22 protein-coding genes are annotated in these 23,782 nt (G+C 74.1%); 11 read left to right on the top strand and 11 right to left on the bottom strand.

Annotated features, from left to right (window positions below):
• The first annotated feature begins 19 nt into the window (after positions 1–19).
• The 3 genes from CK485_RS10325 to CK485_RS10315 all read left to right on the top strand — a co-directional run bounded on the left by CK485_RS10325 (position 20) and on the right by CK485_RS10315 (position 3,974).
• Positions 20–1,459: a GNAT family N-acetyltransferase gene (locus CK485_RS10325; RefSeq protein WP_109449276.1), complete on the top strand. Its 1,440-nt coding sequence runs from the start codon at positions 20–22 to the stop codon at positions 1,457–1,459.
• Positions 1,460–1,624: 165 nt separating this feature from the next.
• Positions 1,625–3,349: a DUF885 domain-containing protein gene (locus CK485_RS10320; RefSeq protein ID WP_109449274.1), complete on the top strand. Its 1,725-nt coding sequence runs from the start codon at positions 1,625–1,627 to the stop codon at positions 3,347–3,349.
• A gap of 109 nt (positions 3,350–3,458) precedes the next feature.
• Positions 3,459–3,974, top strand: coding sequence for a GNAT family protein (locus CK485_RS10315; RefSeq protein WP_199239306.1), 516 nt, complete (start codon positions 3,459–3,461; stop codon positions 3,972–3,974).
• A gap of 52 nt (positions 3,975–4,026) precedes the next feature.
• Here the strand turns inward: CK485_RS10315 and CK485_RS10310 are convergent, their stop codons facing one another.
• From CK485_RS10310 to CK485_RS10300, 3 genes are all read right to left on the bottom strand, one after another.
• On the bottom strand, positions 4,027–7,215 hold the full coding sequence (locus CK485_RS10310) for an SMC family ATPase (RefSeq protein WP_109449270.1): 3,189 nt from the start codon (positions 7,213–7,215) through the stop codon (positions 4,027–4,029).
• A complete protein-coding gene (locus CK485_RS10305; protein WP_109452729.1) occupies positions 7,212–8,378 on the bottom strand; it encodes an exonuclease SbcCD subunit D in 1,167 nt (388 codons plus the stop codon). The genes CK485_RS10310 and CK485_RS10305 overlap by 4 nt, the downstream gene beginning before the upstream one ends.
• Positions 8,379–8,592: 214 nt before the next feature.
• Positions 8,593–9,219: a YigZ family protein gene (locus CK485_RS10300; RefSeq protein ID WP_109449268.1), complete on the bottom strand. Its 627-nt coding sequence runs from the start codon at positions 9,217–9,219 to the stop codon at positions 8,593–8,595.
• A 241-nt stretch (positions 9,220–9,460) separates the two neighbouring features.
• On the opposite strand from CK485_RS10300, the gene CK485_RS10295 reads away from it, so the two are divergent.
• Positions 9,461–9,847, top strand: coding sequence for a CoA-binding protein (locus tag CK485_RS10295; protein ID WP_241968432.1), 387 nt, complete (start codon positions 9,461–9,463; stop codon positions 9,845–9,847).
• A 261-nt stretch (positions 9,848–10,108) separates the two neighbouring features.
• Positions 10,109–10,705, top strand: a complete 597-nt coding sequence (locus CK485_RS10290; protein WP_109449266.1) for a GNAT family N-acetyltransferase — start codon at positions 10,109–10,111, stop codon at positions 10,703–10,705.
• Here CK485_RS10290 and CK485_RS10285 read toward each other — a convergent pair.
• Both CK485_RS10285 and CK485_RS10280 read right to left on the bottom strand, forming a co-directional pair.
• Complete coding sequence (locus tag CK485_RS10285; protein WP_109449264.1) at positions 10,600–11,151, bottom strand: YbaK/EbsC family protein; 552 nt, start codon at positions 11,149–11,151, stop codon at positions 10,600–10,602. The two genes, CK485_RS10290 and CK485_RS10285, sit on opposite strands and share 106 nt — an antisense overlap.
• A gap of 34 nt (positions 11,152–11,185) precedes the next feature.
• Entirely contained in the window at positions 11,186–11,758 is a 573-nt protein-coding gene (locus CK485_RS10280; protein ID WP_109449262.1) for an XRE family transcriptional regulator, read from the bottom strand.
• A 136-nt stretch (positions 11,759–11,894) separates the two neighbouring features.
• Between CK485_RS10280 and CK485_RS10275 the strand changes: the two genes are divergently transcribed.
• Complete coding sequence (locus CK485_RS10275) at positions 11,895–12,758, top strand: EamA family transporter (RefSeq protein ID WP_109449260.1); 864 nt, start codon at positions 11,895–11,897, stop codon at positions 12,756–12,758.
• 24 nt (positions 12,759–12,782) lie between these two features.
• Here the strand turns inward: CK485_RS10275 and CK485_RS10270 are convergent, their stop codons facing one another.
• Positions 12,783–13,595, bottom strand: a complete 813-nt coding sequence (locus CK485_RS10270; RefSeq protein ID WP_109449258.1) for an acyltransferase — start codon at positions 13,593–13,595, stop codon at positions 12,783–12,785.
• Positions 13,596–13,637: 42 nt separating this feature from the next.
• Here CK485_RS10270 and CK485_RS10265 point away from each other — a divergent pair, with 42 nt between their 5' ends.
• Positions 13,638–14,189, top strand: a complete 552-nt coding sequence (locus tag CK485_RS10265; protein WP_109449257.1) for a gamma carbonic anhydrase family protein — start codon at positions 13,638–13,640, stop codon at positions 14,187–14,189.
• A 131-nt stretch (positions 14,190–14,320) separates the two neighbouring features.
• Here CK485_RS10265 and CK485_RS10260 read toward each other — a convergent pair whose 3' ends face one another.
• Together CK485_RS10260 and CK485_RS10255 are read right to left on the bottom strand one after the other, a co-directional pair.
• Positions 14,321–14,995, bottom strand: coding sequence for a DedA family protein (locus tag CK485_RS10260; protein ID WP_109449255.1), 675 nt, complete (start codon positions 14,993–14,995; stop codon positions 14,321–14,323).
• A gap of 162 nt (positions 14,996–15,157) precedes the next feature.
• Complete coding sequence (locus CK485_RS10255; protein ID WP_109449253.1) at positions 15,158–15,958, bottom strand: winged helix-turn-helix domain-containing protein; 801 nt, start codon at positions 15,956–15,958, stop codon at positions 15,158–15,160.
• 133 nt (positions 15,959–16,091) lie between these two features.
• On the opposite strand from CK485_RS10255, the gene CK485_RS10250 reads away from it, so the two are divergent.
• Both CK485_RS10250 and CK485_RS10245 read left to right on the top strand, forming a co-directional pair.
• Positions 16,092–17,582: an MFS transporter gene (locus CK485_RS10250; RefSeq protein WP_109449251.1), complete on the top strand. Its 1,491-nt coding sequence runs from the start codon at positions 16,092–16,094 to the stop codon at positions 17,580–17,582.
• A 189-nt stretch (positions 17,583–17,771) separates the two neighbouring features.
• Positions 17,772–18,056, top strand: coding sequence for a hypothetical protein (locus tag CK485_RS10245; protein WP_109449249.1), 285 nt, complete (start codon positions 17,772–17,774; stop codon positions 18,054–18,056).
• A gap of 232 nt (positions 18,057–18,288) precedes the next feature.
• Here CK485_RS10245 and CK485_RS10240 read toward each other — a convergent pair whose 3' ends face one another.
• Complete coding sequence (locus tag CK485_RS10240; RefSeq protein ID WP_109449247.1) at positions 18,289–18,741, bottom strand: DUF4442 domain-containing protein; 453 nt, start codon at positions 18,739–18,741, stop codon at positions 18,289–18,291.
• An 82-nt stretch (positions 18,742–18,823) separates the two neighbouring features.
• On the opposite strand from CK485_RS10240, the gene CK485_RS10235 reads away from it, so the two are divergent.
• Positions 18,824–19,978: a hypothetical protein gene (locus CK485_RS10235; protein ID WP_109449245.1), complete on the top strand. Its 1,155-nt coding sequence runs from the start codon at positions 18,824–18,826 to the stop codon at positions 19,976–19,978.
• A gap of 179 nt (positions 19,979–20,157) precedes the next feature.
• A complete protein-coding gene (locus tag CK485_RS10230; protein ID WP_109449243.1) occupies positions 20,158–21,594 on the top strand; it encodes a cytosine permease in 1,437 nt (478 codons plus the stop codon).
• A 6-nt stretch (positions 21,595–21,600) separates the two neighbouring features.
• Here the strand turns inward: CK485_RS10230 and CK485_RS10225 are convergent, their stop codons facing one another.
• Positions 21,601–22,482 carry a fused MFS/spermidine synthase gene (locus tag CK485_RS10225; protein WP_109449241.1) on the bottom strand — a complete coding sequence of 294 codons (882 nt, stop codon included), beginning with the start codon at positions 22,480–22,482 and terminating at the stop codon, positions 21,601–21,603.
• Positions 22,483–22,560: 78 nt separating this feature from the next.
• Positions 22,561–23,730, bottom strand: coding sequence for an elongation factor Tu (gene tuf / locus CK485_RS10220; protein WP_109449239.1), 1,170 nt, complete (start codon positions 23,728–23,730; stop codon positions 22,561–22,563).
• Positions 23,731–23,782 lie beyond the last annotated feature (52 nt).

Below are 23,782 nucleotides of genomic sequence, written 5' to 3'. Positions count from 1 at the left end.
TTTGGGCAGGGTGGGCCCCATGACACGATTCCCGCACCCGACGGCCACCGGCCGCCGCCGCATCCGGCACGCCGCGCACCACTGGCGGCGCGAAGCGGTCGAACTTGCGGCGGTGTTCACCGCGGTCGCCGCCGCCGACCTCGCGGCGAACCTCATGGCCCACGGGCCGGGCGGCCCCGCGCTGCTCACCGTCTCCGCGGTCCTGCTGCTGTCCGTCGCCGGCTTCCACACATGGTGGGCACGCCGCCACGGCCATTCGCCGCCGCCCGCCGATCCGCCGGGCACGACCGCCACGGGCCTGCCCGGTGACACCGGCACCGACCTGCCCGTCGCCGCCGCTCACGAGGAGCCGGACGCCGTAAGCAGAGTGCTCGGTGGAACGACCCTGTGGCGGCTGCGCACCACCGTGCGCGACACGCCCGGCAGCCTCGCCAGGCTCTGCGACGCGCTGGCCCAACGGCACGTGGACATCCTCACCCTCCAGACCCACCCGCTCTCGGACGGCACCGTCGACGAGTTCCTGATCCGTGTGCCCGCCGCGGTGCCGGCCCAGGAGATCACCCGCGCGGTCGGCGCCGCGGGCGGCCGGGACACCTGGCTGGAGCGGGCCGACGCCCACGATCTGGTGGACACCCCCACCCGGGTCCTCACCCTCGCCACCCGCACCGCCCTCGACGCGGCGGAACTCCCGCTCGCACTGCGCCAGTTGCTGGGCCGCTGCACGATACGGTCGCTGCCCGCCGAGCCCGGGAAGGTGCCGCCCGCGGAGGGCGAGCTGACGCCGTTCTCGCTGCGGCTGCGCGACCCGTCCGGCGGCACCGTCGTGGTCGAGCGGCCCTACCTGCCCTTCACGCCGACCGAGTTCGCGCGGGCCCGGGCGCTGGTCGAGCTGGACGCACGGCTCGGCCCCAGGGTGCCGCGCCGCCGTGAGGTGCTGACGCTGCCGGAGGGCAACGAGATCACCGTGCGCCGAGCGGGTCCCGGCGATCTGGCCGCCGCCCGCGCCATGCACGACCGCTGCTCCTCCACCACGTTGACCCGCCGCTACCACGGCCCCGTGGGCGACGCGGAACGCTACCTCGCGCATCTGCTCAGTCCCCGTCACGGCCGCACCCTCGCCGTGGAGACCGCCTCCGGGCGGCTGGTCGCCCTCGGCCACCTGCTGTGGGACGGCGACGAGACGGAGGTGGCGCTACTGGTCGAGGACGAGTGGCAGGGCCGCGGCATCGGGGCCGAACTGCTGCGGCGGCTGGTCGCCCTGGCCCGCGAGGGCGGGGCCGGTGCCGTGTACGCGGTGACCAAGGCCGCCAACACCCCGATGGTCGCCGCGATGCGCGGGCTCGGACTGGCGCTGGACTTCCAGGTCGAGGACGGCACGCTGGTGATCACAGCGGCACTGCGCGACCGGGACGCGTCCGCACCGGCGCGTCCGGGCGACCGCGCGACCCGCGAACGCTGACCGCCGGGCCCGCGCCGCACGGGCCGCGACGGCCCTCAACACCGGACTGCGGAACTCCGCTTGGGGCAGCGGGCCTCTTCCCGCCCGCCGACCGGGTCATCGATGCCGCCTGATCAACGCCAAAGTGATCGACGGGAGGCCCACCGGCGTACCAGGATGGCTTTCATGTCCGACACACCTGATGCTCCTGACAGCGCCGAGAGCGCTCCTGGCGCGGCGCTTCCGAGGGCCATCGCCGACCGCTACGTCGACGCCCTGGCCGAGCTGGACCCGGTCACCGGTCTCTACCTGGGCCTGGGCACCGACGACCACCGCCTGCCCGACTACTCCCCCGAAGGCCTGGAAGCCGTCGCCGACCTCGCCCGGCGCACCCTGGCCGAGCTGGACGCCGCCGAGGCCGCGGGCCCCGGCGCACCGGCCGTGAGCGACGACGCCGAGCGACGCTGCGGCAGGCTGCTGCGTGAGCGCCTGACCGCCTCGCTCGCCGTGCACGAGGCGGGGGAGGGACTGCGCGCGGTCAGCAACCTGCACTCCCCCGCCCACGCGGTGCGCGAGTCGTTCACCTTGATGCCGACCGCCACCGACGCCGACTGGGCGGTGATCGCCGGGCGGCTGCGCAACGTCCCCGGAGCGATGGCCGGTTACCGCGCCTCGCTGGAGGCGGGTGTCGAACGCGGCCTGCTCGCGGGGCCGCGCCAGGTCGCCACCGTCGTCGAGCAGTTCGGCCAGTGGCTGGAGGGACGCGGCTGGTACGCCGACCTGGTGGCGGACGGCCCCGAGGCGCTGCGCACGGAGCTGGACGGGGCCGCCGCCGAGGCCAACGGGGCCATCCGCGACCTGCGGGACTGGCTGCGCGACAGCTACGCCCCCGCGGTCGCGGGTGCCCCGGACGCGGTGGGCCGCGAGCGGTACGCGCGCTGGGTGCGCGAGTGGACCGGCGCCGACCTCGACCTGGACGAGGCGTACGCGTGGGGCTGGCAGGAGTTCCACCGCATCGACGCGGAGATGCGCGCCGAGGCGGAGAAGGTGCTGCCCGGGTCCACGCCGCTGGAGGCGATGGCCTACCTGGAGGAGGCGGGCCCGGCCGTCGACGGCGTGGACGCCGTGCGCGACTGGCTCCAGGGGCTGATGGACGAGGCGATCACCAAGCTGGACGGCACCCACTTCGACCTGGCCGAGCAGGTGCGCCGAGTGGAGTCGCGGATCGCGCCCGCGGGCAGCGCCGCGGCGCCGTACTACACCGCGCCGTCGCTGGACTTCTCCCGCCCGGGCCGCACCTGGCTGCCGACGCTGGGCCGCGACCGCTTCCCCACCTACGACCTGGTCAGCACCTGGTACCACGAGGGCGTGCCGGGCCACCATCTGCAACTCGCGCAGTGGGTGTTCGTCGCCGACCGGCTCTCGCGCTACCAGGCGTCGCTGGGCGCGGTCAGCGCGAACCTCGAGGGCTGGGCCCTGTACGCGGAGCGGCTCATGGACGAGCTGGGCTTCCTGACCGATCCCGGGCAGCGACTGGGTTACCTGGACGCGCAGATGATGCGCGCGGTACGGGTCATCATCGACATCGGCATGCACCTGGAGCTGCCGATCCCCGAGGACTCGGGGTTCCGTTCCGGCGGTGAGCGGTGGACGCCGGAGCTGGCCCGCGAGTTCTTCGGCCTGCACAGCGGCCGTCCGGCGGACTTCCTGGACAGCGAGCTGGTCCGCTATTTGGGCATGCCGGGTCAGGCGATCGGCTACAAACTGGGCGAACGCGCCTGGCTCACCGGCCGGGAGGCGGCCCGCGCGGCACACGGCGCGGACTTCGACCTGAAGGCCTGGCACATGGCCGCCCTCTCGCAGGGCTCGCTGGGTCTCGACGACCTGGTCGACGAGTTGTCGCGGCTGTGACCGCGCGGCCGGGCCCGGCGGCGCGATCCGGTGGACCGCCGCCGTGCCCGGCCGGACAGGGCGGCGGGTGCGGGTCTGAACAGCGGTGGGGAAACGGGGGTGTTTCGTGGTGGATGCGTACGAGGCGGAGCGGACGGTGCTGCGCGAGGGGCGGGTCGTCCTGTGGGAGGTGCTGCCGCGGGACGCGGCCCGGATCGCGGACGGCGAGACCGCGGGCCTGCGCTGGATCGACGGCCTGCCTGGTGACGGGACGGTGGGCGCCGCCGGGATCGTGCTGAAGTCGGTGCTCGCGGGCACCTACGTTCCGGGGTGGGGCGTCTACTGCGTGCTGCGGGCCGAGGACGAGGTGGCGGTGGGCGGCATCGGCTTCCACGGCCCGCCGCTGGACGGTGAGGTGGAGATCGGCTACGACCTGTCGGTGTCGGCCCGTGGCGCGGGGTGGGCGACCGACGCCCTGCGGCTGCTGTCCGGCTGGGCGCTGGGCAGGCCCGGGGTGCGGCGTGCCGTGGCGACCACCGAGCCGTCCAACACGCCCTCCCAGGCGGTCCTCTCCCGCGCCGGATACACCCGTGTCGCCGACCGCGACGGGCTGTGGGCGTACGAACTGACCGCCATGCCGCAGTGACGAGCCCACCGAGGCGGGCCTTCGGGGTGAGCCGTGCGCCCGCCCGGGCGGTTCAGCAGCTGCCGGTGACGGCGTGACCCGCGCCCGTGCGGTGGCGCACCGAGGAGCCGTGGCGGTGCTTGATCACCTCCAGCTGGACGGGGATGCGGTGGCGCAGGTCGGAGACATGGCTGACGATGCCAACCGCCCGGTCGCGTTCGCGTAGCGAGTCCAGCACGTCGAGCACCTCGTCCAGCGTCTGGTCGTCGAGGCTGCCGAAGCCCTCGTCGATGAAGAGCGTGTCGAGCCGCACCGCTCCCGCCTCGTCGGTCACCACGTCCGCGAGGCCGAGGGCGAGGGCCAGGGAGGCGAAGAACGTCTCGCCGCCGGAGAGCGTCGCGGTGTCGCGCTCGGTGCCGGTCCAGGCGTCGACCACTCGCAGGCCCAGCCCCGACCTGACCCGGCGCGGCCCCCTGGCGTCGGTGTGCACCAGCGTGTAGCGGCCGGACGACATGCGCCGCAGCCGCACGCTCGCGGCTGCCGCGACCTGCTCCAGCCGGGCGGCGAGCACGTACGACTCCAGGCGCATCTTCAGCTCGTTCTCCTGGGAGGTCCCCGCCGCGAGCTGCGCCAGCCGCCGCAGCCTGGCGTGCTCCTCCCGCAGCGGCGCCGTCCCGGCCGCCCGGTGCGCCGCCTGCGCGGAGAGCCGGTCCAGCTCGGCCCGGCGCTGGGCCGCGGCGGCCTCGGCGGCGGACGCCCGGCGCAACCGCTCGATGGCGGCGTCCAGTTCGCCCCGGCGGGCCGCCGGGTCGGCGGGCGGCAGCTGAGCGGCGGCTCGCACGGCCGGATCGGCGACGACCTCCTGCGCAGCCGCCCGTCTCCTGTCGTACTCCTGGACGCGCGCGGTCAGCTCGCGGCGGCGCGTCTCGTCCAGCCTCGCCTCGGCCGCCTGACCCGGGTCGGCGAAGCCCGCCTCGCGCGCGGTTTCCGCCAGCCGCAGCTGCGCGTCGGCGAGCCTGTCGGCCGCCGACGCCTGTTCACGCGCGGCCTCCGCCGCCTCGCAGAGCGCGGACGCCAGCGACTCCAGCCGGGTCGTGCGCTCGGCGACGCTGCCGTGCTCGCCCCGGGCCGCGGCCACCTGGGCGTCGAGCGCGGCGAGTTCGCCGTCCAGCGCCTCGCGCCGCGAGAGCCGCGCCGCTGCCCTGGCCTGCGTCTCGCGCTGCTCGTCCAGCCGCCGGGCATGCTCGCGCTCGGCGCGGTCCATTTCCTCGCGGGCGGAGTGCGCGCCTGCCGCCACCCGGCGGGCCTCGGCGTGCTCGCGTTCCAAAGCGGCCAGGCGGGAGGCCAGTTCGTCGGCAGGGGCGTCGCCCGCCTCGCTCTCCGCGGCGGCCCGGCGCTCGCGTAGCGCCGCCAATTCGGCCTCCAGCCGAGCCCGTTCGGCCTCGGCGTGGTCGTGGGCGGCCTGCGCCCGTTCCTCCACGGCAGGATCCACGCGGTGGGCGCCGGGGACGGCGGGACGGGGATGGTCGGCGCCGCCGCAGACCGGGCAGGGCTCGCCGTCGACGAGGGCGGTGGCGAGTTCGGCCGCGATGCCTCGCAGCCGCGCCTCCCGCAGGTCCAGCCAGCGTTCGCGGGCGGCGGCCGCGGTCTCCCGGGCGGTGAGCAGCGGTCCTCGCGCGGCGCGTTCGGCGGCCGCCAGTTCGTCGCGGGCGGCGGCGGCCCGCAGACGGCGGCGGGCAGGCTCCAGGCGGCCGGCCAACTGCTCGGCACGGGTCGCCGCCTCCTGGGCGTCATCGAGCCTGCGGCGCAGCGCGGCCCTCAGCGCGTCCCAATCCGCCAGCCACTGGGCGGTGTCCTGGTCCAGCGCCTCGGCCCGGGACGTCTCGCGCTCCAGACCGGCGCGTTCGGCGGCGAGGCGCTCGGCGCGGGCCTCGGCGTCGCGGGCGGCTTCGAGGCGGCCGAGTTCACGCCGCACCTGGCGCTCCCGTTCGGCGAGGCCCGCTTCCTCGTACGGCGGCTCCCCCGCGTCAGGCGGCAGCGTGTCGGGCGGCAGCGCGGCGAGCACGTCCCGCAGCCGACGGGACGCCTGATGCTGCTCGCGCGCCGCACGATCGAGCGCTTCCAGAGCCGGGGTTACCTGGTCGGCGGCAGCGGCCCGTTCGAGGCGACTGCGCGCCTGCTCGTACGCGTCACGCTCGTCGTCCAGCCGGGCGAGGCGGTCCTCGGCCTCGGCCAGCGTCCGCTGCCGCTCCGCCGTCGCGCGATCCCGCTCCAGCGCGCGTTCCGCCTCGCGGTGCGCCCGCTCGGCGGCGTCGAGGGCGAGGGCGGCGATGTCGTGGCGTTCGCGCGCGGTGGTCCGGGTGATCGCGGCCCAGGTCAGGACGTCGTCCGCGAGGCCGGGGTCGCCGGGCGTCAGGCCGGGGAGGGGCCATGGCTCCGCGGAGCGGACCTCGGCAGCCCCATCGGCACGCCGTGTGCGGTCGGCGGTCGCGGCCCGGGCGGCCGGGACACCGGCGGTCACGGCGGCCATCGCGGCCGAGGAGGAGGACGCGGCGGCCTTCGGGGCGGGCGCGGTGGGCGGCGTCGAGAGGTCGCCGGCCGCCTGGCGCATGCGGTGGGCGAGCGCCACCAGGAGTTCGTCCTGCGCGCGGACCCCTTCCTCGGCCTCCTTGCGCCGTTCGTTCAGCCAGGACTCGACCGCCTCGAAGCGGCGCGTGTCGAAGAGCTTGCCGAGCAGCTCTGCGCGGTCCTTCGCGTCGGAACGCAGAAAGCGGGAGAACTCCCCCTGCGGCAGCAGCACCACCTGGCAGAACTGCTCGCGGCTCATGCCGAGCAGTTGGGTGATCTCCTCGCCGATCTCCTGGTGCGAGCGGCTCAGCGCCTTCCACTCGCCGGTGCCCGGCAGGTATTCGCGCAGCGCGCTGTGCGCCCTCTCCAGGGTGGTGCCGTTGCCGCGCTTCTTGGGGCGGTCCTGCTCGGGTCGGCGGGTGACCTCCAACCGCCGCCCGCCCGCGCTGAATTCGAGCACGACCTCGGTGACGACGTCCGGGTCGGCGTGGTCGCTGCGCGGGCGCAGGCCCTGCCGCGCTCCCGGCACCCCCGCGTAGAGCGCGTAGCAGACGGCGTCCAGCACCGAGGTCTTGCCCGCGCCGGTGGCACCGTGCAGCAGGAAGAGCCCGGCGGTGGACAGTTCGTCGAAGTCGATCGCGCAACCGCCCGGGTAGGGGCCGAACGCGGTCATCGTCATCCGGTGCAGCCTCATGGCGCCACCGCCTCGTCCGCGACGGCCCGCGTCCGCACGGCGTCGAACGCCTCGTTCAGCACGGCCCGTTCGCGTTCGTCGGGGACGGTGCCGCGCACGTGGGCGACGAAGTCCTCGGCGATCTGCTGGTCGGAGCGGCCGCGCAGGCGTTGCGCGTAGCTGGTCAGCGGATCGTCCTCGGCGCCCTGCGGGTCGAAGGAGAGGGCGAGCAGGTGTGGGAACCTGGCGGTGAGCCGGGCCATCGGCTCCTCGGGGCGGTACGGGTCGATGAGTGTCGCCTCCACCCACGCGTCCTCGTGGCGCTCCAGCGACGGGTCGGCGAGCAGTTCCTCCAGCGTGCCGCGGACGCGGGCCAGCGGGCGCGGCACGGGGCAGTCCACGCGCTCCGCCGCGATCTCGCCACGGGGGCCGAGGTCCACCAGCCACATGCTCTTGCGCTGCGCGGCCTCCGAGAAGGAGTAGGCGAGCGGCGAGCCGGAGTAGCGGACGCGCTCGGTGATCCTCTGGCAGCCGTGCAGATGGCCCAGCGCCACGTAGTCCAGCCCCGCGAACACCTCGGCGGGGACGGCCGCCACGCCGCCCACGGTGATGTCCCGCTCGCTGTCGCAGGGCACACCGCCGGTGACGAAGGCATGCGCGAGCGCGACGGAACGGGTGCCCGCGGAACGGGTGGCCAGGTCGGCGCGGACCAGGTCGGCCGCCGCCTCGAGCACGCTGGCGTGGTCGGCCCGGGTCGCGCCCAACTCGTCGCGCACCAGGGCCGGTTCGAGGTACGGGAGCCCGTAGACGGCGACGTCTCCGTGCCGGTCGGTGAGCACGACGGGGGTGGCGCTGCCGCCGGGCGTGGTCCGCAGGTGTACCCCGGCCCGTTCCATCAGCCGGGCGCCGACGCCGAGGCGTCGCGGAGAGTCGTGGTTGCCGGAGATCATCACCGTGGGCACCCCGAGCCCGGCGAGCCGGTGCAGGGCGTCGTCGAACAGCTCCACGGCGGCCAGCGGCGGCACCGCGCGGTCGTACACGTCCCCCGCCACCAGCACGGCGTCCACCCGCTCGGCGCGGACCGTCGCCACCAGGTGGTCCACGAACGCCTCCTGGGCGGGCAGGAGGTTCACCCGGTGGAAGGAGCGCCCCAGGTGCCAGTCGGAGGTGTGCAGCAACCGCATGATCCGCACACTATCGGCGGGGTCCGACAGCGGGGCCGGCAACGCCGCGAAGTGCGGGCCAGGTTCGGACATAGCGCCTGAAATACGGGCAGGAAGAGTGTCCTTGGACGTCCCGCGCGGTATGCGAGGCACCGGACACGCACACCGAACACGCCGCGCGCCGGACGCCGGGCCCTATGCGCCGCGCGCCGGGCCTCATGCGCCGCGCGCCGGCTCAGACCGTCCCGTACGCCTCCCCGCCGAGGTCGAACGTCGCCGTTCCGGCGCTCGCGTCGGCGAGCCAGGAACGGAAGGAGTCGACGTCCGCCTCCGGCAGGCCGATCTCGATGGCGACCGCCTCGCCGTAGCGGACCTCGCGCACCGCGCGGCCGGTGGAGCGCAGGTCGTTCTCCAGGCGGCCCGCCTGGGCGTGGCCGACCGTGACGGTGCCGAGCCGGTACCTGCGCCGGGTGACGGTGCCGAGAGCGTCCAGCGCCTCGCCGACCGCCCCGCCATAGGCACGGATCAGCCCGCCGGCGCCCAGTTTCACACCGCCGAAGTACCGGGTGACGACGGCGACCGCGTAGCGGATGTCGCGCCGCATCAGCATCTGGAGCATCGGCGCCCCGGCCGTGCCGCCGGGTTCGCCGTCGTCGCTCGCCTTCTGCACGGCGGCGTCGGCGCCGATGACATACGCGAAGCAGTTGTGGTTCGCGCCCGGGTGTTCGGCGCGGACCCGGCGGACGAAGTCCTGGGCCTCGGCCTCGGTCGCGGCGGGCGCGAGCGCGCAGAGGAAGCGGGACCGGTTGACCTCGGTCTCATGCACGCCCTCACGGGCGACCGTCTCGTACTGCTCCTGCATCGTCCCAGCGTAATTCGTCATTTCGGGTGACACGGCGACGGGAATGGCCGGGGCGCGCGGTCCGTTCTCCAGGCGTGAGGGGTCGACGGACGAGGTCGCGGGGCTGGAGGACGACATGAGCGGGGTAGAAGGACACCGGGAGGGACACGCGGGCGTTCCGGGGCAAGGCCACGGGGGCGGGCGCGGCCATGAGGGCAAGGGCCTTCACGGCAACGGAAACCGGCACGCGGACGACGAGACCGTGCGCCGGATCCTCACCTCGACCGGCGACACCTGGGCGGTGGTCGGGCTCTCGGGCAACGAGCGGCGCGCGGCGTACGGCGTGGCGCGGGCCCTCCAGCGGTACGGCAAGCGCATCGTGCCGGTCCACCCGAAGGCGGAGACGGTGCACGGGGAACGTGGCTACGCGTCACTCGCGGAGATGCCCTTCCCGGTCGACGTGGTGGACGTCTTCGTCAACTCCGGTCTGGCCGGCGGAGTCGCGGACGAGGCGGTCGCGATCGGTGCCAAGGCGGTCTGGTTCCAGCTGGGTGTGATCGACGAGGCGGCGTACGAACGCACCCGCCGCGCCGGCCTGGAGATGGTGATGAACCGCTGCCCGGCCATCGAGATACCCCGGCTGGGCTGAGGCGCGCCACCGGGCCGAGGCGAGCAGGCCGGGACGAACCGGCCGGGGTGACGAGGCTGAGGCGAGCGGACGCGGGTGAGCCGGCCGGGACGAACCCGCCGGGGTCACCGGGCTGAGGCGAGCGGACCGGGCGGGCAGGCGTGGGTGGGCCGGCCGGGGCGAGCGGAAGCGACGGCCCGTCCCGCCCCGGCGCGCGGGCAGCCGCGTCCCACGTGCCGGAATCCGGCTGACGGTGGACCGCCGGGCGGCTACCGTCCGGGCATGCACACGGTACGAAGCGCGGGACCGGCGGACGCGCCGGAACTCATGCGGCTGCGGCGGCTGATGTTCGAGGCGATGAACGGCCATGCGCGGCCCGGGCCTTGGGAGCGGACCGGAGCCGAGCTGGTCCGGTCGATGCTCGCCGCCGGGCCTGCGGAGTCGTCCGCCCCGCGCCTCGGCGCCTTCGTGGTTGACGCGCAGACCGGCACGGGACTGGCCGCCTGCGCGGTCGGGACGGTCGAGCAGCGCCTGCCCGCGCCCTCGCACCCGACCGGCCGGTTCGGCTTCGTCTTCAACGTCTGCACCGATCCGGCGTACCGCGGCCGGGGCTACGCGCGGGCGACGACCGAGGCGTTGCTGCGCTGGTTCGCCGATCAGGGCGTCACCCGGGTCGACCTGCACGCGACCACGGAGGCGGAGGGCATGTACCGGGCGATGGGGTTCGCCGAGCACTCGACGGCGTTGTCGCTGGACGTGCCGCGGTGGGCCGCTCAGCCGCCGAGCCCCTCCAGCACGACGGCGCCGGGCAGCGCGGCCAGCGCTTCGCCGGGCACCAGCAGCTTGCCGCGCCGCTTCCCGCTGCCCACCACCACATAGGGGGTGATGGCCACCGCCGCGTCGATCAGCAGCGGCCAGCGGTCCGGGAGCCCGATGGGGGAGATACCGCCGTACTCCATGCCCGTCTCGCCCACCGCGGTGTCCATCGCGGCGAACGAGGCCTTGCGGGCGCCGAGATGGCGGCGGACGAGGCCGTTGACGTCGGCGCGCGTGTGGGCGAGGACGACGCAGCCGGCGAGCGTGACGTCCTGGCCCCGCTTGCCCGCGACGACGACGCAGTTGGCGGACTGCTCGGGCGGCACCCCGTAGACCTCACCGAAGACCGCGGTGTCGGCGTTGGCCGGGTCGGTGTCCACGTACCGCACCCGCTCGACGGGGACCGGGCCGGGCCAGGCGCGCAGGGCGGCGGCGACCGGCGGCGCGAGGAGGTCGAGACGCTCGGTGGCGGGCGGGGCTTCGTCGAAGTCGCCGATGGGTGCGGGCATGCCCGCACGCTAACAGCCGCCGTGCGCGCCGGAGTCAGCGCGGCGCGGGCACGGAGATCGCCATGGTCATCTCGGCCGGTTCGGGGCCCGGATTGTGGTAGCCGTGGGGGCCGCTCGCCTCGAAGCTCGCGGTGGCGCCCGCGGGGACGAGGTGTTCCTCGCCGTTCACCACGAGGGTGAGGACGCCCGCGTCCACTCTGATCAGCTCGGTGGTACCGGCCGGGTGCGGGTCCGAGTCGTGTCCCTCCCCCGGCATGATCCGCCAGGACCACATCTCCAGCGGGCCCGGTGCCTCGGCTCCCGCCTGGAGGGTGCCGTGGCTGCCGGCCGGGGTCTCCCAGAGCCGCAGCGCCCGGTCCGCCGGGACCAGGCGCACGGTGGGGCTGTCCGCGTAGTCCAGCAGGCGGGCGATGCTCAGGCCGAGGGCGTCGGCGACACGGACGACCGTGCCGATGCTGGGGTTGGTGCGGGCCTGCTCGATCTGGATGATCATGCCGCGGCTCACCCCCGACCGGCCGGCGAGCGCGTCGAGCGAGTATCCGCGTTCCTGGCGCAGTCGCTTCAGGTTGCGTGCGAGCGCCTGCGCCACGACATCGAGATCCGGCACCTATCATCCCCAAGATCGCAGATCGAGCCATGTGCCCCTCCACCTCGGTGCAATATTCTGCATGGCGTAATGCAGGCCATTGCACTACGGTGGAGTGCACTCCATCGTTCATCACACTGTACTGCGAGGTTCTCCCGTGACCGCGGTCTTCGCCCTGGCCACCAGCCTGCTCTGGGGTTTCGCCGACTTCGGCGGCGGGCTGCTGACCCGACGCGTTCCGGCGCTCACCGTCGTCGTGGTCTCGCAGACCGCCGCGGTCGTGGTGCTGGGGGCGGTGGTGCTGGGCACGGGCGGCTGGAGCGAGGCGGGACCGCGCCTGTGGTTCGCGGTCGCGGCGGGCGTGGTCGGCCCGGCCGCCATGCTGTGCTTCTACCGGGCGCTGGCGCTCGGCCCGATGGGCGTGGTCTCACCGCTGGCCACCGTGGGCGTGGCGGTGCCGGTCGGGGTGGGTCTGGCGCTCGGGGAGCGGCCCGGGCTCATCCAGTACGCGGGCATCCTGGTCGCCGTGGTCGGCGTCGTCCTGGCCGGCGGTCCCCAGCTGCGCGGCGCGCCGGTGCAGCGCAAGACCGTCGCGCTGACGCTGACGGCGGCGGTGGGATTCGGCGCCGTGATGGCCCTGATCGCCGAGGCGTCGGTGAACGTGACCGGGCTGTTCCTCGCGCTGTTCGTGCAGCGCCTGTGCAACGTGGCGGTCGGCGGCACCGTGCTGGCGGTCTCGGTCCGGCGGGGCGCGCCCGCGCTGCCGGAGGGCGGACTGTCCGAGGTGGCGCGCGGGCTGCCCGCGCTGGCCTTCGTGGGCCTTGCCGACGTGGCCGCCAACGGGTGCTACGCGCTCGCGGCACGCAGCGGCCCGGTGACCGTCGCCGCGGTGCTGGCCTCCTTGTATCCCGTGGTGACGGCGCTGGCCGCGCGCGGGGTGCTCAAGGAACGGCTGCTCGTGCTCCAGGCCGCGGGGGCCGGGCTGGCGGTTGCGGGGTCGGTGCTGCTGGCGGCGGGCTGACGCGCCCGCCGCGCGCACGACGCTTCAGGGGCCCGCGGGTGCCGCGCTGTCCACGCCGGAGGCGCCCGCCTCCGCCTCGCGTTCCGCCGCGTCCTTCGCTCGCGCCTCCTCCAGCTCCGCGAGGGCCGTGAGTTGCGCCGCCGTGATGCCGTCGGGCAGCGGCACGGGGGCGGGGGTGCGCAGCGGGGGCTGCCAGCCGTCGGCCGGGTCCCACCGGCGCACGACCCTCGCCGGCGCGCCCGCGACCACCGAGTGGTCGGGGATCTCGCCGCGTACGACCGCCCCGGCGGCGACGGCCACGTTGCGGCCGATGCGGGCGCCGGGCAGGACGACCGCGCCCACGCCCAGCCAGCTGCCCGAGCCGATCTCCACCGGCGCGCTGCGCGGCCACTGATGGCCGATCGCCTGCTGCGGGTCGTCGTAGGAATGGTTGTCGCTGGTCACGTAGACGTACGGGCCGCAGAAGACGTTGTCGCCGAGGACCACGGACTCCGAGGCCACGACATGGCTGCCGCGCCCGAGCACCACGCCGTCGCCGAGCCGCAGCAGGGGTTCGGGGCCGAACTCCTGGCCCGGCATCATCCCGACGGTCAGCGTGACCTGCTCGGCGATGATGCAGCAGGCTCCGAGTTCGATCCATCGTTCGCCGAAGATCGTGCCCTGCGGATAGGCCAGCCGGGTCCCGGCACCGATGCGCGCGAACGCGTAGGGGCCGGGGGTCTCGGCGCTGATCGAGGCGGCCTCCCTCACCCAACGGTCGGCCCGGTGCACCAGTCGCGCGGCGGTCCGGCGGCGCCACGCGGTCACGGATGAGAACACGTTTCTGTTCTTCGGCACCCGCACACCGTACGCCAGCGCCCTCGCGCTACGGTGACCCGCATGACGGACAAGGCACTGGTAGCGGCCGTGGCGGGACGTGAGCCCGCGGTGGATCCGGAGGCGTTCACCGCGCCGACGTCGGTGGTGGTCGGCGAGGTGGCGATGGCGGCCGGGTCCAGCGTCTGGTACCACGCGGTGCTGCGCGGGGACTGCGAACGCGTCAGCGTCGGCGCCGGCAGCAACATCCAGGACAACTGCACGGTGCACGCCGATCCCGGCTTCCCCGCGGTCGTGGGCGAGCGGGTCTCGGTCGGCCACAACGCCGTACTGCACGGGTGCGTGGTGGAGGACGACGTGCTGATCGGTATGGGCGCCACGGTCCTCAACGGCGCCCGGATCGGCGCCGGTTCACTCGTGGCGGCCCAGGCGCTCGTGCCGCAGGGGACGCAGGTGCCGCCCGGTTCGCTGGTCGCGGGTGTGCCCGCCAAGGTCAGGCGCCAACTGACCGACGAGGAGCGGGAGATGGTGCGGATCAACGCGGAGCACTACGTGGGTCTGGCGCGTGCGCACCGCGAGGCGGTGGGGAACGCGCGGGAGACCCCGCGGGCCTGAGCGGGACACGAAAGCCCGGACCGCGAGAGGCCCGGGCCCACGACGGAGGCCGGCGCCTTCCGCGGGCCGACCGCCCGTATCACTCACCCACACCGACCGCCCGTGTCACTCCCTGCACCGACCGCCTGGGGTCACTCCCCCACGCCGACCGTCCGGGTCCGGCGCTCGTCGCTGTCGTCTCCGTCGTCCTCGCCGTGCTTACCGGCGGCCTTCGCCTTCGCCCTGCGCCAGGCGATCACCACGCCCGCCGCGATGGCCACGAGGGCGGCGGCCAGGCCCACGTAGGAGATGTCCTTGAGCCACTTCTCCGCGACCACGCCCACGTAGTAGACGGCCGCGGTGGTGCCGCCCGCCCAGGCGATGCCGCCCAGCAGGTTCGCCGTGAGGAACTTCCAGTACGGCATGCGCAGCACACCCGCCAGGGGTCCGGCGAAGATCCGCAGGAACGCGATGAACCGGCCGAAGAAGACCGCCCACATCCCCCAGCGCTGGAAGGACCGCTCGGCCTTGGCGATGTGGTCGGGGCCGAAGTGCCTGGGGAATCTCCGCCCCAGCCGTTCGAAGATCGCCTTACCGTACCGGTGGCCGATCGCGTAGCCGATGGAGTCGCCGATCACCGCGCCCACGACAGCCGAGGCGCCCACGGCGAGCGGGTCGACGGTGTGACCCACGGCCAGCAGCGAGGCGCTGACCAGCACGATCTCGCCCGGCAGCGGAATGCCGAGGCTCTCCACCCCGATGACCGCGGCCACCACCACATAGACCACGACCGGCGGAATGTGCTGGAGCCACTCCTGTACGTGCAAGGCCGCTTCCTCCCTGGTCACCCCCGGGCCTCGCGCACCCGGACCGCCGACGTCCCGCCGGCTCGATGCCGCGGCGCCCTCCCGGCGTACGGCCGGTCGTCCGGAAGCCTAAGCGAACGCCGGTACGTACCGGAAACGCACGGGCCGCCGCACGAGTGCCCCTCAGGCGCGGCTCGGCACCCGTTCGGGTGTGTCCCAGTCCTCGGCGAGACCGAAGGCGCGCACCAGCCCCTCGCGGCCGGCCTCGGTGACGCGCACCACCCGCCGCGCGTCTCCCCGCTTGATCCACTCCAGCGCGAACAGCCGCCCGGTCAGGGCCGCGCCCAGCGCGCCGGAGAGGTGGTGCCGCTGCTCGCTCCAGTCCACGCAGTAGCGGATCGCGGGCCTGCGGCGCGGGAGTTGGCCGGGATCGACTCCGAAGTCGGCGAGGAACCGGTGGCCCTCGGGCGTGACGCGGTAACGCGTGTCGTGGCCGGGCGCTGACGGCCGGTCGTGGTCGGCGCGCTCGGGCCGGTACACGCCGTCGCCGCCGGTGAGCACGCCGCGTTCCAGCAGGGCGTCCATCAGCGCCACCCCGAGCCGCCCGGCGAGGTGGTCGTAGCAGGTGCGGCAGCGCCGCAGCTGGGCGGCGCGCGTCCCATCCCGCAGCGAACGTACGGTCTTCGGCGGCGCAACCCGGGCCAGTGCCTCCAGTACGTCGGACACGTCGGGGCCGCCGAGCCGATAGTAGCGGTGGCGCCCGTGGCTGGCGACGGTGACGAGTCCCGCCTGAAGCAGCCTGTTCAGGTGCGCGCTCACGGTCGACGGCGACACCCCGGCTTCGGCGGCCAGGACGCTCGCGGGCAGTTGCCGCCCGTCGCCGAGGGCGAGCAGCACGCGCACCCGGGAGGCGTCTCCGAACACGGCGGCGACGGCGGCCACGTCGGCCTCGCGCTCCACCCGGTCGGCGGTGTTCGCGTTCATGTCTCCAGCGTAGGCAGCGCACGTTTCGACGGGGAGCGAAGCGTGCGGGGAGAACGGGCGACGCGACGTGCGCCCGGGGCGCGGCGCCCATGCTTCGGGCCGGGCCGAAACGTTCCGGCGCCATCGTGGTCCCATGACCACCGCACGAGAACGTGACCGCACTGCTCCGCGGACCACGCCCGCTCGGCCGGACGGCCGCGAGCCCGCCGCCTGGCTGCCGCTGCTGGCGGTCTCGCTGGGGTTCTTCATGGTGATCCTCGACGTCACCGTGGTCACCGTGGCCGTGCCGTCGATCGGCACCGCGCTGGACGCCGGATCCTCGTCGCTCCAGTGGATCGTGGACGGCTACACGCTGGTGTTCGCCTGTCTGATGCTGCCGTGCGGCGCCCTGGGCGACCGCTTCGGGCACCGCCGGGCGTTCGTCGGCGGGCTCCTGGTGTTCGGCGCCGCCTCGGCGGCCTGCGGGGCCTCCACGACGGCCGTCGCGCTGGTGGCCGCCCGGCTCGCGCAGGGGGTGGGCGCGGCGCTGATGGTGCCCGCCTCACTGGCCCTGCTGCGTGCCGCCTACGCGGAACCGGCCGCCAGGGCAAGGGCCTTCGGGGCCTGGGGCGCGTTGTCAGGCCTCGGCGCCGCCGCCGGTCCGCTGGTCGGGGGGCTGGCCGTGTGGGGGCTGAGCTGGCGTGCGGTGTTCCTGGTCAACCTCCCGTTCGCCCTGCTGGCGTTGGTGCTGACCCGGCGGTACGTGCCGTCTCCCGGGCCGGACCGCGGTGCGCGCGTCGCCGTGGCCCCGCAAGTGGCGTGCGTGGCGGGGCTGGCCGCGGTGACCGGCGGCCTCAACGAGGCCGGTGCGCGAGGCTGGCCGGACCCGCTGGTGCTGGGCTGCCTGACCGGCGGCGCGCTGAGCCTGGCGTGCGCCGTCCCGTTGGCGCGCGGTGGCCTGCGGAAGCGGCCGGAACGGGGGTCGCGGCGGGCCCTGGAGCGGAGGCCTGAGCGTGAGCCGGAGCCGCGACGGGGACGGACGCGGGAGGTACGGCCGCAACGAACGCGGCGGACCGGTCTGGCGGGTGGTTGCGCGGTCGGCCTCCTGCTCAACCTCGGCTTCTACGGGCTGCTGTTCCTCGCCACGCTCTACTTCCAACGGCAGCGCGGCTACGGGGCGTTGAGCGCCGGGCTCGCGCTGCTGCCGATGTTCGTGGTGATGGCCGGCTCGTCGTTCGTGTCGGGACGGCTCGCGGCGCGCACCGGCCCTCGGCTGCCGATGACGGCGGGGCTGCTGACGGGCGCCGCGGGCCTGGCCGGATGGCTGCTGGCCGGTCCGCACACGCCGTACGCGGTACTGGTGGCGCCGATGGCGTTGTCAGGACTCGGCACGTCCTTCGCCATGCCCGCGGCGACGACCGCGGTGATGGAGTCGGCTCCGGACGGCCGCAGCGGTGCGGCCGCGGCCGGTCTCAACGCCGCACGCCAGGTCGGCAGCGCGCTCGGCGTGGCGCTCTTCGGCAGTCTCGCGGCGGGCCGCCCGCCGGCCGGGCTGCACCTGGCGGCGCTCCTCGCTGCGGGAGCCTTCTGCCTCGCGGCCGTGATGTCCGCCGCCACGGCGCCGGGCCGTCCGGACCACGGGTGACTGCGCCGCCCGGGGCGCCGGACGGGACGCATGCGCAAAACCCCCCGGCAGTCCAACGGGAGGCGGCCATCGGGATGAAGAGCCCCGTGAACAGGCATATGCGCACCCCGCCGGGGTGACAGTCAGTGGCGTGCGTACCGCATCCCGTCGCAGCGAGGCGACGGGTCGCACACACTTCTTGGAGGCCACGTGTCCCGTACTCTGCCCCGTGCCGTCGCCGCCGTCGCCGCCGCCGCCATGATCACGCTGGGCGGCGCAGGTGTCGCCAGCGCGAACAGCCTGTGGCACCACCCCTGCCACAAGCCGAAGCCCGTTCACCACAACTGCGACCACGGCCACAGCCGTGGTGTCAAGGGCGGCGCCGGCTTCATCGCGGGCGACCACGTCGCCATCAACGACCCGGGTGACCACCTGGTCGCCGACGACCTTTACGGCGCCGCCTCCGGCTTCGACGCCTGGGACAACCAGGGCTGAGCGACCCGCAGCGGTCCGCATCGGTCACCCGGTGCTCCCCGCCGGGTGACCGGGGAACGAAAAGTGCAGGGCGAGGCCCGTGTTCGCCGATCGGCGAACACGGGCCTCGCCCGTGGGAGAACGTGTCACACCGGCCCGCGAAGACCTTGGGACGCTCTGGAGTTGACGCGCTCAGGAGTTGAGGCGCACAGAGTCGAGGCGCTCACGAGTTGGGCGATCGGGAGTTGGGCGCTCAGGAGTTGGGGCGCAGCGTCCACACGATGTGCATCTCGCCGCTGACGGCGCCGTCCTCGCGGGTGATGGCCACCTCGACGGGGAACTCGGGCCGCTCCCCCGCGTCGAGCTGCGCGACGACCTCGCCGATCGGGCGGCCCAGGGTGGCGGTCGCGGTGACCACGCCCTTGGCGACCTTCTTGAACGCGATCTCGGACCGCACGGCCAGCGGCACGGCACGGCTCAGCTGGTCACCGAACGCGGCCAGCACGATCGCGCCGCTCGCGGACTCGGCGAGGGTGAACATCGCGCCGGCGTGCGGGCCGCCGATGTGGTTGTGGTAGTCGGGCTGGTCGGGCAGCCGCAGGACGGCGCGCTCGGGGGTGGTCTCGACGTACTCCAGGTTGAGCGTACGGACCATCGGCACAGTGGCCGTCAGCAGCTCGCCGATCGACGGCAGGGTGTCAGACATGGCCGCATGTTACCAATCAGTAGCAAGCGGCGGCAGGGGCAGCCGTGACCGCAGCAGCCCGGGCCCCGTAAGGTCTGGCGCCATGTGGCCCGGAGAACAGCAGCCCGAGGGACAGCGGCGCCCGGAGGGGGACCCCCAGTCCAACCCCCAGTGGAACCCGCAGGGTCCCCCGCCCCCGCCGCCCGGCGGCGCCCAGCCCCCGTACGGCGGCCCCGTCCAGAGCCCGCCGCCCCAGGGACCGCCTGCGTACGGGCAGCCCCCGCAGGGTTTCGGCCCGCCGCAGCCCGGCTACGGACAGCCGACTCCGGGCCAACCACCGCAAGCACAGCCGGGGTTCGGGCCCACGTACGGCTATCCGCCGCAGCCGCAGCCGGGTTACGGCGGCGGCTACGGGCAGCAGCCGCAGTGGGGCGCGCCGTCCGGGCCGCCGACGACACCGCTGAAGCCGCCCGGCGGCAACCACGGCCGCACGACGGCCATCGCCATCACGGCCGCCGTCGCGGTGATCGCGGCGGGCGTGGGCGCGGTGCTCCTGCTCGGCGGGGGCCACAAGAAGGCGGAGGCGAAGGCACCGGCCTCGGCGTCGGCGTCCTCCCCCGCCGCCACGAACCCGGCGGACCCGCAGCCGAGCGACCCGGACGACGCGGGCCCGCGCGGCAGCGGCACGGACGTCAAGCCCGTGGTGCCCGGCTGGCAGGTGGTGGCGAACGGCGACCGCAAGGTGGCCTTCGACGTGCCGCCGGGCTGGCAGATCCCCAGCGAGGACACGGTCATCGGATTCGAGGACGAGAAGGGCGACCCCGCGGTCAGGGCCGACAGCCCCGCCCAGTACAAGAACGGGTGGTGCGGCGACCAGGACAACAGCCTGGCGGGCACCGGCACCAACGGGATCTCGGGCGCCAAGAGCGTCGCGGGCGCCGCCCAGGACATGGCCGCCCAGTGGGTGTACTACGCCTTCGCCGACCTCAAGGCGAAGGACAAGGGCAAGCTGGCCTACAGCGCGGCGAAGCCGTTCAGCGACTCCCACGGCATCAAGGGCTACGTGGCGACGGCGACCGAGACGTCGGTGCCCAAGTCCAACAAGTGCGCGACGGACGGCACCGCCTACGACATCACCTGGCTCGGCAGCGACGACCAGCTCAACGAATGGGTGCTGTGGACCTCGACTGGCGTGTCCGGCGCCGTCCCGCCTCAGACCGTGCAGACTATCGAGCAGAGCCTGCGCCCCATCCCGTGACGCGCTGATCCACTGGCCGGAACTCGCCGGTACCGATCGGGGCGGCCCGAACGCCGTGCGCCGTCCCGATCTTCTTCCGCCGACGCCGCCCGCGCCCCTTGACCTGCGAGCTCCGACACGAATGAATGTGCCTCCATACGTGCTTCATCCGTGCTGGATCCTCGTGCTAGGAGGCGGCGGTGGCGACATCCGAGCCACGGGTCACAGGTCTTGAGACCCGTTCCATCGACTACGTTCCACTGGCGGAGCGGCATGGCAAGCTGTGGCACCTGGGGCCGCTGTGGTTCATGTCGAACGCGCAGATCGCCACCCTCGCGGTCGGGCTGACCAGCATCACCACCGGCGGCAACCTCATCTGGTCGCTCATCGCGATCGTCGCCGGCACCCTGCTGGGCACCTTCTTCATGGCCTTCCACTCCGCGCAGGGGCCGCAGCTCGGCCTGCCCCAGATGATCCAGTCCCGCCCGCAGTTCGGCTACGTCGGCGCCCTGCTGGTGTGGCTCTTCGCGTACGTGCAGTACGCCGGGTTCAACGTGTTCAACACCATCCTGGCCGGCCAGGCGATGGGAAAGACGGCGCACGGCAACGTCAAGACATGGGTCGTCGTCATCACTCTGGTCGCCCTCGTCGTCGCCCTCGTCGGCTACGACATCATCCACCGCGCCGAGCAGTTCCTCACGTACGCCTTCCTGCTCATCTTCGGCGTGTTCACGGTCGGTGTGCTGTGCACCCTGCACTACCCGGCCGGCTCGTTCGACCTGAGCGGCTTCAAGTGGACGCCGTTCCTGGCCCAGTTCGGCGTGGTCGCGGGCTACCAGATCAGCTGGGCCATCTACGTCTCCGACTACTCGCGCTATCTGCCGCCCGGCGTGACGGTGCGCAAGACGTTCTACTGGACGTACTTCGGCTCCGCGCTCGGCGGCGCCTGGCTGATGATCCTCGGCACGCTGCTGGCCGCGTGGGCGGGCAAGGACTTCGACACCATCGCCTCCATCAACGCGGCGGGCGACAAGGTGTTCAACGGTTTCGGCGCGGTCGTGCTGATCTTCGCCGCCCTGGGACTCGTCTCGGTGACCGCGCTCAACATGTACGGCGGATCGCTCACGTTGATCAGCGCCTTCGACTCGCTGCGCAAAGTGCGGCCGACGCTGAGGGTGCGGGTGCTGACGCTCGCCGTCACCGCGGCGCTGTCGGTGGTGGGCGCGCTGGCGGCCACTTCGCACTTCCTGGCGGACTTCAACAACTTCCTGCTGCTGGTGCTCTACCTGTTCATCCCGTGGACCGCGGTGAACCTGATGGACTACTACGTGGTCAGGCGCGGCCACTACGTCATCGCCGAGATCTTCAACCCCCGGGGGATCTACGGGCGTTGGGGCTGGCGCGGCATCGTGAGCTATGCGGTCGGATTCGCGGCCATGACGCCGTTCTTCGCCGTCGGCACCCTCTACACCGGCCCGGCCGCGAAGGCGCTCGGCGGGGCGGACATCTCGCTGTTCATCGGTCTGCCGGTCTCAGGGTTGCTGTACTGGTGGCTGGCCCGCTCGATCGACGTGGAGACCGAGACCCGGATGGCCCGGGAGGAAGCGGAAGCGGGGATCGACCTGGAGCAGGCGTGACCTGCCTCATCCCACACGGAACGCGCCCCGCGGCGGTTCGGGGGACGCGACCGCCGCCTCGTCCGCGACCGGCCGGGCACCGGCCACGAGCCGCCCGAGCGCGGCGCCGTGCTCGACGCGGGCCGGGAAGACGTCGGCTGCCGCCCGCCTGGCCAACTCGGCGATCGGCAGCTCTTCGTGGCCCGCGACGAGGACGGCGTTGCCGAAGCGGCGTCCGCGCAGCACGGCGGGCTCCGCGATCAGGCAGACGTGGGCGAAGACCGCCGAGACGGTGGCAATCTGCGGACGCAGGAAGTCGAACGGCGCCGCGTCGGCGAGGTTCGCCAGGTACAGTCCGCCGGGCCGCACGACCCGGGCCGCGTGGCGCGCGTACTCCAGCGACGTCAGGCGGGCCGGCACCCGGGAGCCGCCGAAGACGTCGGCGACCACGACGTCGGCGCCGGCGTCCGGTGCCCGCTCGATCCAGTCGCGGGCGTCGGCGTGGTGCGTGGTGACGCCCGCCGCCGCGACCGGCGGAAGGTGCTCCGCCACCAGCCGCAGCAGGCCGCCGTCGGCCTCGACGGCGTGCTGGCGCGAACCGGGGCGGGTCGCGGCCACGTAGCGGGGCAGGCAGAGCGCCCCGCCGCCTAGGTGCGCCACGTCCAGCGGGCGGCCGGGCGCGGCGGCGGCGTCCAGTGCGAACGCCAGCCTGCGGACGTACTCGAACTCCAGATGCCCGGGGTCGTCGAGGTCGACGTAGGACTGCGGGGCTCCGTCCACCGTCAGCAGCCAGGCGCGCGGCCTGTCCACGTCGGGTAGCAGCCTGGCCGTGCCGAAGTCCACCTCCCGGATGACTGGGGTGCGGGTGTCCTCTGGGGTGCGGGGGTCGTCCGCGCCGGTGGCGTCCACACGGCCATTGTCCGATACCTGCGTGCGCCGCCCGCCCCCACCGCCGGTTCGCGCGGACGGTGGGGACGGGCGGTGCCGTCAGCCGACGGCGGTCACGGTGCCCGCGCCGACGGTGCGGCCGCCCTCGCGGACGGCGAAGCCGAGGCCCGGCTCCAACGGGATCGGCCGTCCCAGCGTCACCGTCATCTCGACGGTCTCGCCGGGCCGCGCGACGCCCGCGTCTGCGAGGTCCACGTCCCCGACGACGTCCGCGGTCCTGATGTAGAACTGCGGCCGGTAACCGCTGCCGATCGGCGTGCGGCGCCCGCCCTGCGCGGCGGGCAGCACGTACACCCTGGCCGTGAAGCGGTCACCGGGCTGGACGCTGCCGGGCGCGGCGACCACGTGACCGCGCCGCACCGTCTCGCGTTGCACACCGCGCAGCAGCAACGCCACGTTGTCGCCCGCCTCGGCGGACTCCATGGGCTTGCCGAAGGTCTCCAGGCCCGTGACGACACTCTCGATCCCCGCGCCGAGCACCTCGACCCGGTCGCCGACCCGCACCGTGCCGCGCTCCACGGCACCGGTGACGACCGTGCCGCGACCCGTGATGGTCAGCACGTTCTCCACCGGCATCAGGAAGGGCGCGTCGGTGTAGCGCGTCGGTACCGGCACGAACGTGTCCACCGCGTCGAGCAGCGCCTCGATCGCCGCCGTCCACACCGGGTCGCCCTCCAGCGCGCGCAGCCCCGAGACCCGCACGACCGGAGTGGTCTCGCCGGGATACCCCTGCGCGCTGAGCAGTTCGCGCACCTCCAGCTCGACCAGGTCGGTCAGCTCCGGGTCGCCCGCGTCGGCCTTGTTGAGCGCGACGACGACGTGCTCGACGCCGAGTTGGCGGGCGAGCAGCACGTGCTCCGCGGTCTGCGGCATGATCCCGTCCAGCGCCGAGACCACCAGCACCGCGCCGTCGAGCTGGGCGGCGCCGGTGATCATGTTCTTCACGAAGTCGGCGTGGCCCGGCATGTCGACGTGGGCGTAGTGGCGGGTCGCGGTCTCGTACTCGACGTGCGCGATGTTGATGGTGATGCCGCGCGCGGACTCCTCCGGGGCCTTGTCGATGCGGTCGAACGGCACGAAGCTGCCGGTGCCGCGGTCGCTGAGCACCTTGGTGATGGCAGCGGTCAGCGTGGTCTTGCCGTGGTCGACGTGGCCCATGGTGCCGATGTTCAGGTGCGGCTTGGTGCGCACGTATGCCTGCTTGGGCATGGTTCCTTCCCGGTATTCCGAAGTGTGGCGGCGAACCCCTGGAGCCCGTCCG

It is taken from the genome of Streptomyces sp. ICBB 8177 (genome assembly GCF_003144095.1).
Lineage (GTDB): Bacteria > Actinomycetota > Actinomycetes > Streptomycetales > Streptomycetaceae > Streptantibioticus_D.
Note: the sequence above shows the minus strand (reverse complement) of the source record. Positions and strands in the feature narration are given on the sequence as shown.

Coding starts and splice junctions, on each gene's coding strand:
- CK485_RS10235 (WP_109449245.1), top strand. CDS start 18,824: ATGTGGCCCGGAGAACAGCAGCCCGAGGGACAGCGGCGCCCGGAGGGG.
- CK485_RS10250 (WP_109449251.1), top strand. CDS start 16,092: ATGACCACCGCACGAGAACGTGACCGCACTGCTCCGCGGACCACGCCC.
- CK485_RS10240 (WP_109449247.1), bottom strand. CDS start 18,741: ATGTCTGACACCCTGCCGTCGATCGGCGAGCTGCTGACGGCCACTGTG.
- CK485_RS10285 (WP_109449264.1), bottom strand. CDS start 11,151: ATGCCCGCACCCATCGGCGACTTCGACGAAGCCCCGCCCGCCACCGAG.
- CK485_RS10290 (WP_109449266.1), top strand. CDS start 10,109: ATGCACACGGTACGAAGCGCGGGACCGGCGGACGCGCCGGAACTCATG.
- CK485_RS10300 (WP_109449268.1), bottom strand. CDS start 9,219: ATGCAGGAGCAGTACGAGACGGTCGCCCGTGAGGGCGTGCATGAGACC.
- CK485_RS10320 (WP_109449274.1), top strand. CDS start 1,625: ATGTCCGACACACCTGATGCTCCTGACAGCGCCGAGAGCGCTCCTGGC.
- CK485_RS10310 (WP_109449270.1), bottom strand. CDS start 7,215: ATGAGGCTGCACCGGATGACGATGACCGCGTTCGGCCCCTACCCGGGC.
- tuf (WP_109449239.1), bottom strand. CDS start 23,730: ATGCCCAAGCAGGCATACGTGCGCACCAAGCCGCACCTGAACATCGGC.
- CK485_RS10265 (WP_109449257.1), top strand. CDS start 13,638: ATGACGGACAAGGCACTGGTAGCGGCCGTGGCGGGACGTGAGCCCGCG.
- CK485_RS10305 (WP_109452729.1), bottom strand. CDS start 8,378: ATGCGGTTGCTGCACACCTCCGACTGGCACCTGGGGCGCTCCTTCCAC.
- CK485_RS10325 (WP_109449276.1), top strand. CDS start 20: ATGACACGATTCCCGCACCCGACGGCCACCGGCCGCCGCCGCATCCGG.
- CK485_RS10255 (WP_109449253.1), bottom strand. CDS start 15,958: ATGAACGCGAACACCGCCGACCGGGTGGAGCGCGAGGCCGACGTGGCC.